The sequence below is a fragment of the Anaerobacillus sp. CMMVII genome (assembly GCF_025377685.1).
In the GTDB taxonomy this organism is placed as follows: domain Bacteria; phylum Bacillota; class Bacilli; order Bacillales; family Anaerobacillaceae; genus Anaerobacillus.
On the sequence record NZ_JACEHK010000001.1, the window covers coordinates 724368 to 740015 of the forward strand.

Annotated in this window: 9 protein-coding genes, 16 tRNA genes, 3 rRNA genes and 1 pseudogene; 28 read left to right on the forward strand and 1 reads right to left on the reverse strand. The window is 43.7% G+C overall.

Annotation, left to right across the window (positions count from 1 at the left end; genetic code table 11):
- The first annotated feature begins 191 nt into the window (after positions 1-191).
- The 21 genes and pseudogenes from H1D32_RS03940 (at position 192) to H1D32_RS04040 (ending at position 8535) form a co-directional block, all read left to right on the forward strand.
- Positions 192-1743 (forward strand): 16S ribosomal RNA (locus tag H1D32_RS03940).
- 550 nt (positions 1744-2293) lie between these two features.
- A 23S ribosomal RNA gene (locus tag H1D32_RS03945) occupies positions 2294-5234 on the forward strand.
- 76 nt (positions 5235-5310) lie between these two features.
- Positions 5311-5426: ribosomal RNA gene (gene rrf, locus H1D32_RS03950) — 5S ribosomal RNA — on the forward strand.
- The 16S, 23S and 5S rRNA genes sit together here with 16 tRNA genes alongside, the layout of an rRNA operon.
- Positions 5427-5613: 187 nt before the next feature.
- A tRNA-Asn gene (locus H1D32_RS03955) sits at positions 5614-5688 on the forward strand.
- Positions 5689-5693: 5 nt separating this feature from the next.
- A tRNA-Ser gene (locus tag H1D32_RS03960) sits at positions 5694-5786 on the forward strand.
- A 15-nt stretch (positions 5787-5801) separates the two neighbouring features.
- Positions 5802-5876: transfer RNA gene (locus tag H1D32_RS03965), tRNA-Glu, on the forward strand.
- A gap of 27 nt (positions 5877-5903) precedes the next feature.
- Positions 5904-5979, forward strand: a tRNA-Val gene (locus H1D32_RS03970).
- A gap of 9 nt (positions 5980-5988) precedes the next feature.
- Positions 5989-6065, forward strand: a tRNA-Met gene (locus H1D32_RS03975).
- Between the two features lie 115 nt (positions 6066-6180).
- Positions 6181-6256 (forward strand) — tRNA-Asp (locus H1D32_RS03980).
- An 8-nt stretch (positions 6257-6264) separates the two neighbouring features.
- Positions 6265-6340 (forward strand) — tRNA-Phe (locus H1D32_RS03985).
- 7 nt (positions 6341-6347) lie between these two features.
- Positions 6348-6423 (forward strand) — tRNA-Thr (locus H1D32_RS03990).
- An 86-nt stretch (positions 6424-6509) separates the two neighbouring features.
- Positions 6510-6593: transfer RNA gene (locus tag H1D32_RS03995), tRNA-Tyr, on the forward strand.
- 11 nt (positions 6594-6604) lie between these two features.
- A tRNA-Trp gene (locus H1D32_RS04000) sits at positions 6605-6678 on the forward strand.
- 15 nt (positions 6679-6693) lie between these two features.
- Positions 6694-6769: transfer RNA gene (locus H1D32_RS04005), tRNA-His, on the forward strand.
- Positions 6770-6785: 16 nt separating this feature from the next.
- Positions 6786-6860: transfer RNA gene (locus tag H1D32_RS04010), tRNA-Gln, on the forward strand.
- A gap of 9 nt (positions 6861-6869) precedes the next feature.
- A tRNA-Gly gene (locus tag H1D32_RS04015) sits at positions 6870-6944 on the forward strand.
- 12 nt (positions 6945-6956) lie between these two features.
- Positions 6957-7031: transfer RNA gene (locus tag H1D32_RS04020), tRNA-Cys, on the forward strand.
- Positions 7032-7058: 27 nt separating this feature from the next.
- Positions 7059-7147, forward strand: a tRNA-Leu gene (locus tag H1D32_RS04025).
- Between the two features lie 137 nt (positions 7148-7284).
- Positions 7285-7369 (forward strand) — tRNA-Leu (locus H1D32_RS04030).
- Between the two features lie 203 nt (positions 7370-7572).
- Positions 7573-8061, forward strand: a pseudogene (tnpA, locus tag H1D32_RS04035) (IS200/IS605 family transposase).
- A gap of 381 nt (positions 8062-8442) precedes the next feature.
- Entirely contained in the window at positions 8443-8535 is a 93-nt protein-coding gene (locus tag H1D32_RS04040) for a YjcZ family sporulation protein (RefSeq protein WP_261176847.1), read from the forward strand.
- Between the two features lie 136 nt (positions 8536-8671).
- Here H1D32_RS04040 and H1D32_RS04045 read toward each other — a convergent pair whose 3' ends face one another.
- Complete coding sequence (locus tag H1D32_RS04045; RefSeq protein WP_261176848.1) at positions 8672-8815, reverse strand: hypothetical protein; 144 nt, start codon at positions 8813-8815, stop codon at positions 8672-8674.
- 334 nt (positions 8816-9149) lie between these two features.
- Between H1D32_RS04045 and H1D32_RS04050 the strand changes: the two genes are divergently transcribed.
- The 7 genes from H1D32_RS04050 (at position 9150) to H1D32_RS04080 (ending at position 15557) form a co-directional block, all read left to right on the forward strand.
- On the forward strand, positions 9150-10037 hold the full coding sequence (locus tag H1D32_RS04050) for a S16 family serine protease (RefSeq protein WP_261176849.1): 888 nt from the start codon (positions 9150-9152) through the stop codon (positions 10035-10037).
- 214 nt (positions 10038-10251) lie between these two features.
- On the forward strand, positions 10252-10668 hold the full coding sequence (locus H1D32_RS04055) for a hypothetical protein (protein ID WP_261176850.1): 417 nt from the start codon (positions 10252-10254) through the stop codon (positions 10666-10668).
- Positions 10669-10853: 185 nt separating this feature from the next.
- On the forward strand, positions 10854-11276 hold the full coding sequence (locus H1D32_RS04060; protein ID WP_261176851.1) for a hypothetical protein: 423 nt from the start codon (positions 10854-10856) through the stop codon (positions 11274-11276).
- A gap of 235 nt (positions 11277-11511) precedes the next feature.
- Positions 11512-12501: a winged helix-turn-helix domain-containing protein gene (locus H1D32_RS04065; protein WP_261176852.1), complete on the forward strand. Its 990-nt coding sequence runs from the start codon at positions 11512-11514 to the stop codon at positions 12499-12501.
- A 204-nt stretch (positions 12502-12705) separates the two neighbouring features.
- Positions 12706-13569 (forward strand): gamma-glutamylcyclotransferase family protein, encoded by an 864-nt coding sequence (locus tag H1D32_RS04070; protein ID WP_261176854.1) that lies wholly within the window; start codon positions 12706-12708, stop codon positions 13567-13569.
- Between the two features lie 11 nt (positions 13570-13580).
- A complete protein-coding gene (locus H1D32_RS04075) occupies positions 13581-14096 on the forward strand; it encodes a hypothetical protein (protein WP_261176855.1) in 516 nt (171 codons plus the stop codon).
- Between the two features lie 66 nt (positions 14097-14162).
- Positions 14163-15557 carry a M20/M25/M40 family metallo-hydrolase gene (locus H1D32_RS04080; RefSeq protein ID WP_261176857.1) on the forward strand — a complete coding sequence of 465 codons (1395 nt, stop codon included), beginning with the start codon at positions 14163-14165 and terminating at the stop codon, positions 15555-15557.
- Positions 15558-15648 lie beyond the last annotated feature (91 nt).

Here is a 15648-nt window from a genome sequence, read left to right on the forward strand (position 1 = left end):
AGTCGCTGATTTAAGTGACTGACAAACAAGTATTAAAAACTTGTTGACGGGTTGAAATTATATTGATATAATAAAAACCTGTCGCTGAAACGACATATCGTTCTTTGAAAACTGAACACACAGCCAAGCGAATTAAAGAGATAGTAAATATCTCGTCAATGTAATAAATTTTTTGAGCTATATCAAACACTTTTATGGAGAGTTTGATCCTGGCTCAGGACGAACGCTGGCGGCGTGCCTAATACATGCAAGTCGAGCGGACAATTGAGAGCTTGCTCTCAATTGTTAGCGGCGGACGGGTGAGTAACACGTGGGCAACCTGCCCTGTAGACTGGGATAACTTCGGGAAACCGAAGCTAATACCGGATAATCTTTTGAGTCACATGGCTCGAAAGTAAAAGTTGGGTTTACCTAACACTACAGGATGGGCCCGCGGCGCATTAGCTAGTTGGTAAGGTAATGGCTTACCAAGGCGACGATGCGTAGCCGACCTGAGAGGGTGATCGGCCACACTGGGACTGAGACACGGCCCAGACTCCTACGGGAGGCAGCAGTAGGGAATCTTCCGCAATGGACGAAAGTCTGACGGAGCAACGCCGCGTGAACGATGAAGGCCTTCGGGTCGTAAAGTTCTGTTGTTAGGGAAGAACAAGTACCGTTCAAATAGGGCGGTACCTTGACGGTACCTAACCAGAAAGCCACGGCTAACTACGTGCCAGCAGCCGCGGTAATACGTAGGTGGCAAGCGTTGTCCGGAATTATTGGGCGTAAAGCGCGCGCAGGCGGTCTCTTAAGTCTGATGTGAAAGCCCACGGCTCAACCGTGGAGGGTCATTGGAAACTGGGAAACTTGAGTGCAGAAGAGGAGAGTGGAATTCCATGTGTAGCGGTGAAATGCGTAGATATATGGAGGAACACCAGTGGCGAAGGCGACTCTCTGGTCTGTAACTGACGCTGAGGCGCGAAAGCGTGGGGAGCAAACAGGATTAGATACCCTGGTAGTCCACGCCGTAAACGATGAGTGCTAGGTGTTAGGGGTTTCGATGCCCTTAGTGCCGAAGTTAACACATTAAGCACTCCGCCTGGGGAGTACGACCGCAAGGTTGAAACTCAAAGGAATTGACGGGGGCCCGCACAAGCAGTGGAGCATGTGGTTTAATTCGAAGCAACGCGAAGAACCTTACCAGGTCTTGACATCCTTTGACAACCCTAGAGATAGGGCTTTCCCCTTCGGGGGACAAAGTGACAGGTGGTGCATGGTTGTCGTCAGCTCGTGTCGTGAGATGTTGGGTTAAGTCCCGCAACGAGCGCAACCCTTGATCTTAGTTGCCAGCATTCAGTTGGGCACTCTAAGGTGACTGCCGGTGACAAACCGGAGGAAGGTGGGGATGACGTCAAATCATCATGCCCCTTATGACCTGGGCTACACACGTGCTACAATGGATGGTACAAAGGGCAGCAAAACCGCGAGGTTGAGCCAATCCCATAAAGCCATTCTCAGTTCGGATTGTAGGCTGCAACTCGCCTACATGAAGCCGGAATTGCTAGTAATCGCGGATCAGCATGCCGCGGTGAATACGTTCCCGGGCCTTGTACACACCGCCCGTCACACCACGAGAGTTTGTAACACCCGAAGTCGGTGGGGTAACCTTTATGGAGCCAGCCGCCTAAGGTGGGACAGATGATTGGGGTGAAGTCGTAACAAGGTAGCCGTATCGGAAGGTGCGGCTGGATCACCTCCTTTCTATGGAGTTAAAACTCTAGTCGATGCTTTTCTTAGGAAAAGTACGCTGACGCTGTGTTTCAGTTTTGAGAGAATGATCTCTCAACTAAATAGTTTAGAGTGTATAGTTTAAAGTTTTGAGTTGTGAAAGCAATTCGTAATGAAGCTTTAAATAAGTTACTACTTTAAACCGGAGGCAATTTAGAAGCAAGAAGTTCGAGGAAGCGAACGAGACAATCACCGGAGTGTACATAGACGTACATGAGGATGATTGACGAGTGAAGCTGACGAAGAAATTCGCCGCTTATCAATTGCCGACTTGTTCCTTGAAAACTAGATAACAACTAACACATTTAAGTTTTACCGGAAAGTTTGTAAAAACTTTATGAGTAAACTTGAGTAGTCAAGAATTCAATTCGACGTAAAATCCTTTTAACAGGTAATTTTTCGAAAGAAGCAAGAAGATCGAGGAGCCGATTGAGTCAATCGCCGGAGTGTACATAAACCGTACATGAGGATGATTGAGGAATGAAGGCGACGAAGATATTCGCCGCTTATTGCGAAAAATTTAGGTTAAGTTAGAAAGGGCGCACGGTGGATGCCTTGGCACTAGGAGCCGAAGAAGGACGTGACGAACAACGATATGCCTCGGGGAGCTGTAAGTAAGCTTTGATCCGGGGATTTCCGAATGGGGGAACCCACCATCCGTAATGGGATGGTACCCATAGCTGAATACATAGGCTATGAGGAGGCAGACCTGGGGAACTGAAACATCTAAGTACCCAGAGGAAGAGAAAGAAATTATCGATTTCCTGAGTAGCGGCGAGCGAAACGGAAACAGCCCAAACCAAGGGGCTTGCCCCTTGGGGTTGTAGGACACTCTACACGGAGTTACAAAGAAACGAAGTAGACGAAGCGATCTGGAAAGGTCCGCGAAACAAGGTAACAGCCCTGTAATCGAAACTTCGTTTCCTCCAGAGTGTATCCTGAGTACGGCGGGACACGTGAAACCCCGTCGGAATCCGGGAGGACCATCTCCCAAGGCTAAATACTTCCTAGTGACCGATAGTGAACCAGTACCGTGAGGGAAAGGTGAAAAGCACCCCGGGAGGGGAGTGAAAGAGATCCTGAAACCGTGTGCCTACAAGTAGTTGGAGCCCATTTACGGGTGACAGCGTGCCTTTTGTAGAATGAACCGGCGAGTTACGATTACGTGCAAGGTTAAGCTGAAGAGGCGGAGCCGCAGCGAAAGCGAGTCTGAATAGGGCGAATGAGTACGTGGTCGTAGACCCGAAACCGTGTGATCTACCCATGTCCAGGGTGAAGTTCAGGTAACACTGAATGGAGGCCCGAACCCACGCACGTTGAAAAGTGCGGGGATGAGGTGTGGGTAGGGGTGAAATGCCAATCGAACTCGGAGATAGCTGGTTCTCCCCGAAATAGCTTTAGGGCTAGCCTCGAGGGAAGAGTATTGGAGGTAGAGCACTGATTGGACTAGGGGTCCCCACAGGATTACCGAATTCAGTCAAACTCCGAATGCCAAATACTTATCCTCGGGAGTCAGACTGCGAGTGCTAAGATCCGTAGTCAAGAGGGAAACAGCCCAGACCATCAGCTAAGGTCCCAAAGTATACGTTAAGTGGAGAAGGATGTGGAGTTGCCCAGACAACCAGGATGTTGGCTTAGAAGCAGCCACCATTTAAAGAGTGCGTAATAGCTCACTGGTCGAGTGACTCTGCGCCGAAAATGTACCGGGGCTAAACGTATCACCGAAGCTATGGATTGCGCACCTGGTGCGCAGTGGTAGGGGAGCGTTCTAAGTGCAGCGAAGTCAGACCGGAAGGACTGGTGGAGCGCTTAGAAGTGAGAATGCCGGTATGAGTAGCGAAAAGAGGGGTGAGAATCCCCTCCGTCGAAAGCCCAAGGTTTCCTGAGGAAGGCTCGTCCGCTCAGGGTAAGTCGGGACCTAAGCCGAGGCTGAAAAGCGTAGGCGATGGACAACAGGTTGAAATTCCTGTACCACCTCCTCACCGTTTGAGCAATGGGGGGACGCAGAAAGGTAGGGTAAGCGCACTGATGGATATGTGCGTCCAAGCAGTTAGGCTGAGAAGTAGGCAAATCCGCTTCTCGCGAAGGCTGAGCTGTGATGGCGAGCGAAATTTAAGTAGCGAAGTTCCTGATCCTACACTGCCAAGAAAAGCCTCTAGCGAGGTGAGAGGTGCCCGTACCGCAAACCGACACAGGTAGGCGAGAAGAGAATTCTAAGACGCTCGGGAGAACTCTCGTTAAGGAACTCGGCAAAATGACCCCGTAACTTCGGGAGAAGGGGTGCTCTGATAGGGTGTTAAAGCCCGAGAGAGCCGCAGTGAATAGATCCAAGCGACTGTTTAGCAAAAACACAGGTCTCTGCGAAGCCGCAAGGCGAAGTATAGGGGCTGACACCTGCCCGGTGCTGGAAGGTTAAGAGGAGGGGTTATCCGTAAGGAGAAGCTCTGAATTGAAGCCCCAGTAAACGGCGGCCGTAACTATAACGGTCCTAAGGTAGCGAAATTCCTTGTCGGGTAAGTTCCGACCCGCACGAATGGTGTAACGATTTGGATACTGTCTCAACGAGAGACCCGGTGAAATTATATTACCTGTGAAGATGCAGGTTACCCGCGACAGGACGGAAAGACCCCATGGAGCTTTACTGTAGCTTGATATTGGATTTTGGTACAATTTGTACAGGATAGGTAGGAGCCTGAGAACCCGGAGCGCCAGCTTCGGTGGAGGCGTCGGTGGGATACTACCCTGATTGTATTGAAATTCTAACCTAGGACCGTGATCCGGTTCGGGGACAGTGTCAGGTGGGCAGTTTGACTGGGGCGGTCGCCTCCTAAACAGTAACGGAGGCGCCCAAAGGTTCCCTCAGAATGGTTGGAAATCATTCGTAGAGTGCAAAGGCAAAAGGGAGCTTGACTGCGAGACCTACAAGTCGAGCAGGGACGAAAGTCGGGCTTAGTGATCCGGTGGTTCCGCATGGAAGGGCCATCGCTCAACGGATAAAAGCTACCCTGGGGATAACAGGCTTATCTCCCCCAAGAGTCCACATCGACGGGGAGGTTTGGCACCTCGATGTCGGCTCATCGCATCCTGGGGCTGAAGTAGGTCCCAAGGGTTGGGCTGTTCGCCCATTAAAGCGGTACGCGAGCTGGGTTCAGAACGTCGTGAGACAGTTCGGTCCCTATCCGTCGCGGGCGTAGGAAATTTGAGAGGAGCTGTCCTTAGTACGAGAGGACCGGGATGGACACACCGCTGGTGTACCAGTTGTTCCGCCAGGAGCATAGCTGGGTAGCTACGTGTGGAAGGGATAAGTGCTGAAAGCATCTAAGCATGAAGCCCCCCTCGAGATGAGATTTCCCTTGGAGTTAATCCAGTAAGACCCCTTAAAGATGATGAGGTTGATAGGTCTCGGGTGGAAGCACGGTGACGTGTGGAGCTGAGAGATACTAATCGGTCGAGGACTTATCCTAAAAATAAGAATTGAATTTTACTCAAGTCTTAAATGTGTGTTATCTAGTTTTGAAGGAATGAACTTTCTTCATATAATCTAGTAGCGATAGCGAAGAGGTCACACTCGTTCCCATGCCGAACACGACCGTTAAGCTCTTCAGCGCCGATGGTAGTTGGGGGTTTCCCCCTGTGAGAGTAGGACGTTGCTAGATTATACCTTATTTATTTTAAATAGTTAGTTATTCTTATTCCTGCGTCTGCGTCTTCTAGAATTGCTCTGAAGTAAGCTTCCTCGACGCAAAGCAGCGTGAAGTATACTCATCGAAGTATCACATGATGTGATTGAGGTCAGTCGCTTCCCTGTGAGAGTAGGACGTTGCTAGGTTATTATAATATTTTTCCACAGTAGCTCAGTGGTAGAGCAATCGGCTGTTAACCGATCGGTCGTAGGTTCGAGTCCTACCTGTGGAGCCATTTACGGAGAGCTGTCCGAGTGGCCGAAGGAGCACGATTGGAAATCGTGTAGGCGGCGTAAAACCGTCTCGAGGGTTCAAATCCCTCGCTCTCCGCCATAGCTCACTTTATCTGGCCCGTTGGTCAAGCGGTTAAGACACCGCCCTTTCACGGCGGTAACACGGGTTCGAATCCCGTACGGGTCACCATTTTACTTTTAAAACAATCAATACTTCGGAGGATTAGCTCAGCTGGGAGAGCACCTGCCTTACAAGCAGGGGGTCGGCGGTTCGAACCCGTCATCCTCCACCATTATATTATCGCGGGATGGAGCAGTCTGGCAGCTCGTCGGGCTCATAACCCGAAGGTCGGAGGTTCAAATCCTCCTCCCGCAACCAATCAACTTCTTGAATATGCACCTCTGCAAGATTTGCGACGAGCAAACGAAGTGGCGCAGGAGCGCAGTACCAGGTAATTTTAATAAATGATTACTTAATTCAAGATATTTCATATGGACCCGTGGTGTAGCGGTTAACATGCCTGCCTGTCACGCAGGAGATCGCCGGTTCGATCCCGGTCGGGTCCGCCATTTTTTTTGGCTCGGTAGCTCAGTCGGTAGAGCAGAGGACTGAAAATCCTCGTGTCGGCGGTTCGATTCCGTCCCGAGCCACCATTTTTTTGCCGGCCTAGCTCAATTGGTAGAGCAACTGACTTGTAATCAGTAGGTTGGGGGTTCAAGTCCTCTGGCCGGCACCAGTTTTTACTTGAAGATGAAATAATGAATTTCAATTCACGTATTGACGAATATAAGAATAATATGTAATATTAGTCTTATCTAATATGGAGGGGTAGCGAAGTGGCTAAACGCGGCGGACTGTAAATCCGCTCCTTTGGGTTCGGCGGTTCGAATCCGTCCCCCTCCACCATTGAAACATCTAGGGGCATAGTTTAACGGTAGAACAGAGGTCTCCAAAACCTCCAGTGTGGGTTCGATTCCTACTGCCCCTGCCATATTATAGTATTTTGGCGGTCGTGGCGAAGTGGTGAACGCACCGGATTGTGGCTCCGGCATTCGAGGGTTCGATTCCCTTCGATCGCCCCATTTAAAATAAAGTTGATGGGCTATAGCCAAGCGGTAAGGCAACGGACTTTGACTCCGTCATTCTCTGGTTCGAATCCAGATAGCCCAGCCATTTTTTCTTGCGGAAGTAGTTCAGTGGTAGAACACCACCTTGCCAAGGTGGGGGTCGCGAGTTCGAACCTCGTCTTCCGCTCCAACTTCATATCGAGGCGGCATAGCCAAGTGGTAAGGCACGGGTCTGCAAAACCCTTATCCCCCGGTTCGAATCCGGGTGCCGCCTCCAAGTTCTCATGTAAGTCTTTTTAGTTTTGCCGGGGTGGTGGAATTGGCAGACACACAGGACTTAAAATCCTGCGGTAGGTGACTATCGTGCCGGTTCAAGTCCGGCCCTCGGTACCAAACCAGCTACATTGAATCTGCTTCACTGCAGGTTTGCGACGAGCAAACGGAGTGGCGCAGGAGCACATTTCAATTAGTTTGCACTAACTTTTTTTATAGCTTTAACACACTTCACTGTGTGTTTTTTATTGCAACATGCCGGTGTGGCGGAATTGGCAGACGCGCACGACTCAAAATCGTGTTCCTCACGGAGTACCAGTTCGACCCTGGTCACCGGTACCATTACATTAGTTTAATTTAAATAAAGCTTACAGACTCAGAACTGTTGTTAAATCAACGTTTCTGAGTCTTTTTTGTGAAAATGAAAACCCTAGGCTCGGCCTAGGGTTCCAAAAAGCTTCCAGCGAGGTATTAAAAAAACTCCACCGTGGTGCTAAAATATATTTGGTTCGCCAACCAATATATCAAGCAAACGGGGGAGTTTTATGTCAAAAGACATTAACAGTTTAGCACATACAAAATGGAATTGTAAGTATCACATTGTATTTGCACCAAAGTATAGAAGACAAGTAATATACGGAAAATTAAAGAAAGATATAGGAGAAATATTAAGAACATTATGCGAAAGAAAAGGAGTTGAAATAATCGAAGCAACCGCATGTAAGGATCATGTACATATGCTAGTAAGTATTCCACCCAAAATAAGTGTGTCCTCATTTGTTGGGTATTTAAAAGGAAAAAGTAGTTTGATGATCTTTGATAGGCACGCAAATTTGAAGTATAGATATGGAAATCGGAAATTTTGGTGTACTGGCTTTTATGTAGATACGGTAGGAAGAAATAAGAAAGTCATTTAAGAATACATTAAAAATCAAATACAAGATGATATAGTCGCAGAACAGTTAAGTTTATTAGAGTACGTTGATCCATTTACAGGAGAAGAAGTGAACAAAGGAAAGAAGAGGATAAAATAGGCCTTTGAGGTCTGGCCAGTAGAAGTAGTACAAATGGCGAACCGTTCAGTAGCCCTTTAGGGCCTGGTCAGTAACAAAGGCTTTCAGCCGCAGAACAAACCACCCGTTGTCACGGGTGGTTTTGATTTGAGAGTAGGATAGAAACGACATGAAATGAATGCCTTATAATAAATGTTGGGGTTAACATGATATACTGAATGGTTTTTAATTAAAGGGTGCCCTATAGCGTCATAATTGACAGACTTTGGGACACCTTTTTAATTTTGATTAGAATTAATTGATTTGCCGTCTTATATACACCCTAGCAATCTGGAACGTCCTACATAGCATAATAATGCAGAGAGCATCTGCAAGTCCCTATAGGAAAGGGGGGGAAGAGATATGTCTTACGCTCAACATGGTAGAACAGATTTCACGTTAATCCTAGTGTTGTTTATCCTATTAGTGATTATTGGCGCAGCTTGGTACTACTAGGGATAAGAAGAATAGCTCGTAAGAAAGGCGTTAAAACTGACAAGGTTTTAACGCCTTTCTTTGACAGAAACGACAAGACAGCTGGCGTAATTTTTGCTAGAAAGAAATGGCTAGCTCATGTTGCATTAATCTTATATTAAAGACTTTCGGTGTTTATTCTAGGGTATCCTGGTTTCATTTCTGCAGCTGCACTAGCGTTATCATTATGTCGATTGTCTTCGTTTTGATCTAATTGAGTGTAATGTTCTATGTCTTTAGAAGTTTCCTTTTTGTTAGCCATCGTATCACCTCCTACCGATACTATGTCCAATTTTTACCTTTAACATAAAAGTTCGTTTTAGTGTTACGCAGCTTTTTTTACTTCGTAAATCGACAAAATATATACTTAGAATTATCTAAGTAAACGATGTATTTTGGGAAAAAAGGGGTCAGACCCCTTTTTTTCGTGGCATTTAATTGAATAACAATTTCATAATAAACTGGATATTTATGTTAATATGTATATAGATTGTGTAAGATTTTCCTTAAGTTAATATTCATAAATTAAACCTATACACTAAAAGGATTTTATAGGGAAGCGGTAGAACCATGCATAAGAGGGAGAGGGGGATAACATGGAAAAATCATTTCACATGCTGCCGTTTTTAGGTGCTTGTTTTATTTATCTCATATTTTTGTTTTTTTATTTGTTTGGCTTTCTCACTGGTTCTACCTTAGTATTCTTATTGCTTTTGCTATCGCTATTTAACGTGGTGTTTATTTTTATTTCAATGAAAATCCGATCTTTACGTCGTGCGTTTATCCTATCTGCTTATTCCAGCCTATTGCTATTTCTCTATGAGCTTCCAACATTTATTTTAGATGAAAAAGAGTCTATTGTTGTTTTCTATCAACCGTCAGAAGAAATTGTGGCGAGTTCAGGTATCCATGTCTTGGGGATTGGAAGTGTTGAGTTAGAAAAGGGAAGCAAGATTCAATTTTTTGATGAATCGGATTTGTATGAGGTCATAGTCGCAACCAACTATCTTCGCTATCGAAGTAAAAACAGTGAGGTTTTTGAATTTTTACGATTGAGGGTAAATCCACTAGAGGATATGAGAAGTAGTGTGAGACTTTACTTGAGAGATAAAACCACAGAAGTCGATGCATTTTTAAACAAAGAGGATATTAATGGAAGCAGTGCAGGCTTAGCGTTGGTGCTTTCTTCCATTGCAGAAGAGCCAGAATGGAATAACAAACTATCTATTGGAGTAACAGGTGCGATTAACAAGAACGGTAAAGTGAAAAAAGTAGGGCTCATCAAAGAAAAAATCCAATCTGCTACTCGAGACGGTCATACTCATGTCATTGTTCCTTACGGGAACCTAAAAGAAGCTTTGAAAGCAAAAGAAGATCTAAACTTACCAATAGAGGTTCTAGGTGTAAAAAGTGTTGAGGAAGCATTAGAGATCATAAATATATTGAATACAAACCAAACTAGAATCTTAACTTCCATTCAATAAACAAAATTTGCTGGGCGAAGTCCGCCACTCCAAATACAGTGTAGTTCGCTACCGATGAAGTCTTACATTGTATAGAAAGGAACGAGAGAATAAGCCGTTGCTGCCGTTGTGGTGCTAACGGGCAAGGCCAGTTCAAAGTGTGTTTACAAAATTTCTACCCGTCATTAAACAGGTTTTAGCTAGAAGTATTTTGTTAAAATTAGGGGGACTTCTTATGAGCAGAAAATTACTTGGAATGTTCATTTTGGCAACTGTTTTAGTTCTAATAGTAGGAGGATGTGCATCCTCTAATAAAATTCCGGTATTAAAAGGCGGCTATCAAAGTGAAAATATAAATGGATATTTTGTTCAAATCTCATTTCAACCAGATAATAATAGTTTTATTAAATACATTAATAACAGAGAAGTAGATAGAGGAACCTACGAAAAATTAGCAAATGGTGTATATAAGATTAATGGGGATATGCGAGGATTTGAGATTACATTAAGTGAAGATAATTCCTTTGATATTATCGTAAAAAAACTTAATGATGGTAAACCAATTACTATTAAAAATGTTGATAAAACTCCCGTATACTTTTTAACAGAATATGATGATTTAGAGGAATATAAATCTTTATTAGAAGAATAGGTACAAAGGTATGAAGAGGAATTGGAACATATCCCTGCTAACGATAAGCTTTACTGGAACATTAGCAGTAAAGCTTTTTTGAGGTATTGAGCAGTTTACTTGAACAAGCGTGTGATTTAATTAGTAACGAAAAACGAAACTTTAAAAACAATTTGAACGTATCAGATATAAAAGGAGTGGATTATATGTTTCGAATTTTATTTATTTTTACACTAATTTTAACAGTAGGTTGTCAGGCAAATAATGATAGTTCTTCAAGCACTCCAGCAGAAGCATTAGAACGACTAAATTTGAATGAAGGTTATGCTGAAGTAAAGGAAATTTATGAAACAATAGAAATTGACGAAGGTAGAGTTATTAGTGTCTATAAAGGAATGATGAATAACATAGAGGATATATTCGTGGCAAATATTGAAAAAATGGATGGGAAATGGTTAGTAACCGATGCTACAAATATTGGTATGCCTACTGCTGATAAACTTAACCAAAGTTCAGGGACTGAAAAATTCGAAGCAGGGTACACGGATGAAAAGTCAAAATTAAACGAGGAAATTAAAATAATTCAATTGAGTGATAGTAACTATAAGATTTGGATTGAAGTGAATTAATATCTTTATTTAGATCCTTATATTTCCGACTCCTGAGCAGATAAGTAGAAGAAGAGGAAGTTAATATTTTTACTAACAAAGCAGAAAGTTGATATAAAGGTTGGAATTAATAGTAAGGAATTGGCTGGTGAATAACTTTATTAAGAATAAGTTCGCTATGGGTAGGAGATTAATTGCGAGATTTTCACCACGATACAATAAAAGCACTTAAATGATCGAAGAGGAGAGTGAAAAAATGGTCAGGATGTCAGATCTTTCAGAAGAAGAGCTGCTAGTTAAGGAAGATGATTGGTGGGAAAGGGAGGATGAAACGAACCTCAATTGGGTGATTGAAGGAGAAGATATATTTAAAAATCTTTCAAGGATCAACCCAAGAGAAGTCCGTTATAAAGAAACTCTGGCTTATTTACTGATGATCCAGGGAGAGGATCTAAAGCTTCGTCAACATTCTTACAAGAAGGCGACCATGAGATTTAAGCAACTGGTAAAAATCGACCCTGAAAATGCAAGAGCGTATTATCGTTTAGGTTTTCTGTATTTTTATCAGGAAGAATGGGCGAAGTCAGTCGATTCTTTTCAGCAGTCTCTCCGTTGTTATCCTAGACAAAACCGCAATCAACTCGAGAAGGAACAACAGGTCAAAGCCCATTACTACATATTAAAAGCGACACAAATTATCTCAAAAGAGTTCCTTAAAAAAGTAGAACGAATTCCCGCTAAAGACTTGAAGTTATTTGGGGAAATCCATTACTTATTAAAAGAGCTGAAAGCAACCGAGCAACAAGAAGAAAAGACGTATCAAATGATTGTCAATGGAACTGAATACAGTGAAATTAGTGAACGGGAATACGAGGAACTTTCTGATCCCTTTAAAAATAAAAAGTACTTTATTTTAAATCAGCGAAGTATGAATGATGTGACGCTGTCCTTAAATGGTCAGGAAATATCGATTCCAGCGACACAAGTACCTTTACTTGAGTTTTTAATGCGACATCCTGAAGGTGTTCGTCATGATGAAATCATTGAGAGAAGATACCGACAATCGAGAGATCCTCATGCTGCGTTAAGGCGAGGTATTAAAAGGTTAAGAGATAGGTTAGAACGATTGCAGCCGCTTGAAGACTTAATTAAAACGATTGACGGCGGATACCGCTGGAACTCTTTATATGAGTTTCGCATGTTTAAACATACTAGAGATGTAAGTACTGATTTGCTTCTGGATTAATCCAGGGGCTTTTTTTGTTGTGACCGGGGTGTCACAGCTCTTCCTGTAAACTTTAGGTATCGGATAACGAGAAGATGGTGTTGATGCTAAAAGTGAAATTAGTAAATGTTTCTCGGCAACTACGGGAGTCGATCATGATGTGACATCCGTGTCACGGCGACTTCAGTATACTCTAGTAAGAAAGAGATAAGGAGAATGATAAGAATGGAAAATAGAAACCACGTATTCGTTTACGGAACTTTACGACAACATGAAGCAAATCATCGATTACTTAAAGAAGTGAGGTGCGTAAGTCGGCAATGTTGGACCAATGGAATTCTCTATGACACAGGCTACGGATATCCGGCAATGGTTCCGAGTCCACGTGAAAGAGTTTATGGTGAACTGTATGAAGTGACTGACGAACAGCTTAAGCGACTGGATGAATTAGAAGGATATCAAGGAGTTAGGAAAGACAATCACTATGACCGGATCATGCAGGTCGTCTACTCAGATTTCGCGACAAGCGAAGCGTATGTCTATGTATATTCCCCTCCACATAGGAGTGAATTCAACGAAATTAGGTTTGGGGATTGGAAGGTTTATCGGTATTTAGAGCAGGATGAACTACTCTACTTCGCCTACGGGTCATGTATGGATGATGAAAGGTTTCAGGATGCAGGCGTGAAACAGCAGTTTGAGAGGGTCATAGGATGTGGAGTTGCTGAAAACTATTCTCTCGCCTATACCAGAAAATCTCATGATGGCGGTAGAGCAGACCTCATTGAATCAATCGAGCATGTGGAAGGAAAGGTCTATCAGATTACGAGCGAAACGTTACCGTACTTGTTCCGAAGAGAAGGTGTCACGGCAAACATTTATCGTCCTGCTTTTTTAGATGTAACGATTAACCATAAATCCTACAGGAATGTATTGACGTTTTTAGTTGTTGATAAAGAGGAAGAAGTGGCCCCGCCATCGCACTATGCAGCAGAAATTTTACGAGGCGCCAAAGGGTTTGTAAGTGACTGCTACTATCAAAAATTGTCCAATGATTTGAATGTAAAATTTAAAACAAAACATGACTAGGAGGGGTTTGAATGGGTACATTTACAGCACAACTACTTGTTGGTTCAGCACATCCATATGAAGGAGGGATTTATGGCATTACTCACACCCTTCAATTATCGGAAAACGGAAGGCCGGCATGGATCTTAAACTCAACAAATGATGCAAAGAAAGCCAAGATCATGTGGATACCGACTCTCGAACATATGCTAGAGGATGCACTGTTAATGATTGGGTTGTACGTGTGGAAGGATGAAGCATTGTGCAAGATGAAAGAACGATATTTTACGAACCAACAGAAAAACTATATCCAGCTTTACGATGATATCGACCCCAAGTATTTAGAGGAAATGCGTGCTCGTTGCCGTGACATCTCAAGCACATCAAAAATCATGATTTCGGTATTTGAAGGCTCGACGATCGAAACGCAACTACCTGTGATTCGTGCCTACGATTATGATTTTGAAGTTTGTCTATCAGTCTTTCAGAAGGCCTATAACGTCTGGAGTGGAGAGCGCGAGGAACGTGGTCTGTTAAAGCCATCATGAGAAATGATGGCCTCCTTCTCAGTTTTTTTCATAGTGGTTTGAATAACAAAAAGGGAGATGATACGAATGAAAACGTGGAATCGATTATTAATTCGTCATGGGTGGATGTTGGCAGAAGAGGAAAGAAACATCTTTGACTGTAAAAATGAAACTGAATTGAACCTGCAATTTTTATGGGATTGTCTGGAGAAGGCGCATATCCCGTTTACGATCAAAGATGAAAAGTTAATCCTTCTTGAGGAAATAGACAGCGAAGATAGCTGGATCGAAGCTCTTCAATTTCCAAGTCGGGGAAGGGGAGAAGGCTTATGGTTTCGACCTGGTCAAGATGCGCCAAAGGTTCGTGAACTCGACTTATATATTAGTGGAGTTGTGCGCCAGTTAAATCGCCTCGGGTTTTATACAATGGGCTCATGTGACGGACATGGCAGAAGAGCGGCACATGTGTTGCTTACGAAAGACTGTAACATCGAAATGCTACAAGAACTATTGCTCGCAGGTGGCATGGAACGTGTTCACATCATCGAACGTCGCAATCATGTCCAATTACAGTTACGTTGTAGTGAACATGAACTACTTGAGGTAGCGGAAAAATGGAGCCAGGTAGAAGAAAGCTGGCTAGGAGCAGGTGTTGAATCTATCAAAGAAGAATTATTCTATCGCCAACTTGAACAATTGCTAATGATACCTGGAGCGAGTGGAAATGAAGGAAGAGTAAGAGAATATGTGATTGATAGACTTTCTCCTTACATGGACCATCTGACTGTCGACAACAAAGGAAATGTTTTAGCAGAAAAAACATATCGAAATGGCCACGGCCCAACGATTTTGCTAAATGCTCACCTTGACACGGTGTATGAACTAGAAGAAGGAAGAAAAATTATCAAGAATGGAACGGTCTGGTCGAGCAGTAAAGGAATTTTGGGTGCCGATGACCGCGCGGGGGTTGCGGTTGTACTTCACTTGGTGGAACATCTTTATCATTCCGATTTTAGCGGGAAAGTGAAGGTTATTTTTACAGTTGAAGAGGAATGTGGTTTAGTCGGTGCGAGCACGGTAGACGACTATTTCCTTTGGGGAACTGATGGTGCGATTGTTGTAGACCGCCGTGGCAATGGCGATATTGTAACATCTTGCGGAAGCTTCCTCCCGTTTTGCCATCAAGACTATGGTACTTTTTTTGAAAAGGTGGCAGAAGAAGAAGGACTAAGTGGTTGGGCGACAACAATGGGTGGAAGCAGTGATACGAGAATTTGGGCAGGCCATGGCATTCAAAGCGTAAACCTATCAGCCGGTTATTGGAATGAACATACCGATGAAGAAATGCTGGATGTCGCAGCATGCTATCAGACAGCCAAACTGTTAAAAGCAGTTTTCAAAAGAGGCAATGAATTAAAAACGATCATTAGAAAAATAAAAAGGCAACAACCCGCTGTTAGGAACGGTAGAAAAGCTCAATAAGAAATGAGGGGTGCATCCGCACTCCTTTATTTTTTTAATGGGTGTTGTACACAATCTTTGTGTGGCTCAATTTTCATGTGATCTAAACAGA

Bases quoted from the DNA above. Each gene is read 5' to 3' on its own strand.
- H1D32_RS04040 (WP_261176847.1), top strand. From the start codon at position 8,443: ATGTCTTACGCTCAACATGGTAGAACAGATTTCACGTTAATCCTAGTG.
- H1D32_RS04045 (WP_261176848.1), bottom strand. From the start codon at position 8,815: ATGGCTAACAAAAAGGAAACTTCTAAAGACATAGAACATTACACTCAA.
- H1D32_RS04050 (WP_261176849.1), top strand. From the start codon at position 9,150: ATGGAAAAATCATTTCACATGCTGCCGTTTTTAGGTGCTTGTTTTATT.
- H1D32_RS04055 (WP_261176850.1), top strand. From the start codon at position 10,252: ATGAGCAGAAAATTACTTGGAATGTTCATTTTGGCAACTGTTTTAGTT.
- H1D32_RS04060 (WP_261176851.1), top strand. From the start codon at position 10,854: ATGTTTCGAATTTTATTTATTTTTACACTAATTTTAACAGTAGGTTGT.
- H1D32_RS04065 (WP_261176852.1), top strand. From the start codon at position 11,512: ATGGTCAGGATGTCAGATCTTTCAGAAGAAGAGCTGCTAGTTAAGGAA.
- H1D32_RS04070 (WP_261176854.1), top strand. From the start codon at position 12,706: ATGGAAAATAGAAACCACGTATTCGTTTACGGAACTTTACGACAACAT.
- H1D32_RS04075 (WP_261176855.1), top strand. From the start codon at position 13,581: ATGGGTACATTTACAGCACAACTACTTGTTGGTTCAGCACATCCATAT.
- H1D32_RS04080 (WP_261176857.1), top strand. From the start codon at position 14,163: ATGAAAACGTGGAATCGATTATTAATTCGTCATGGGTGGATGTTGGCA.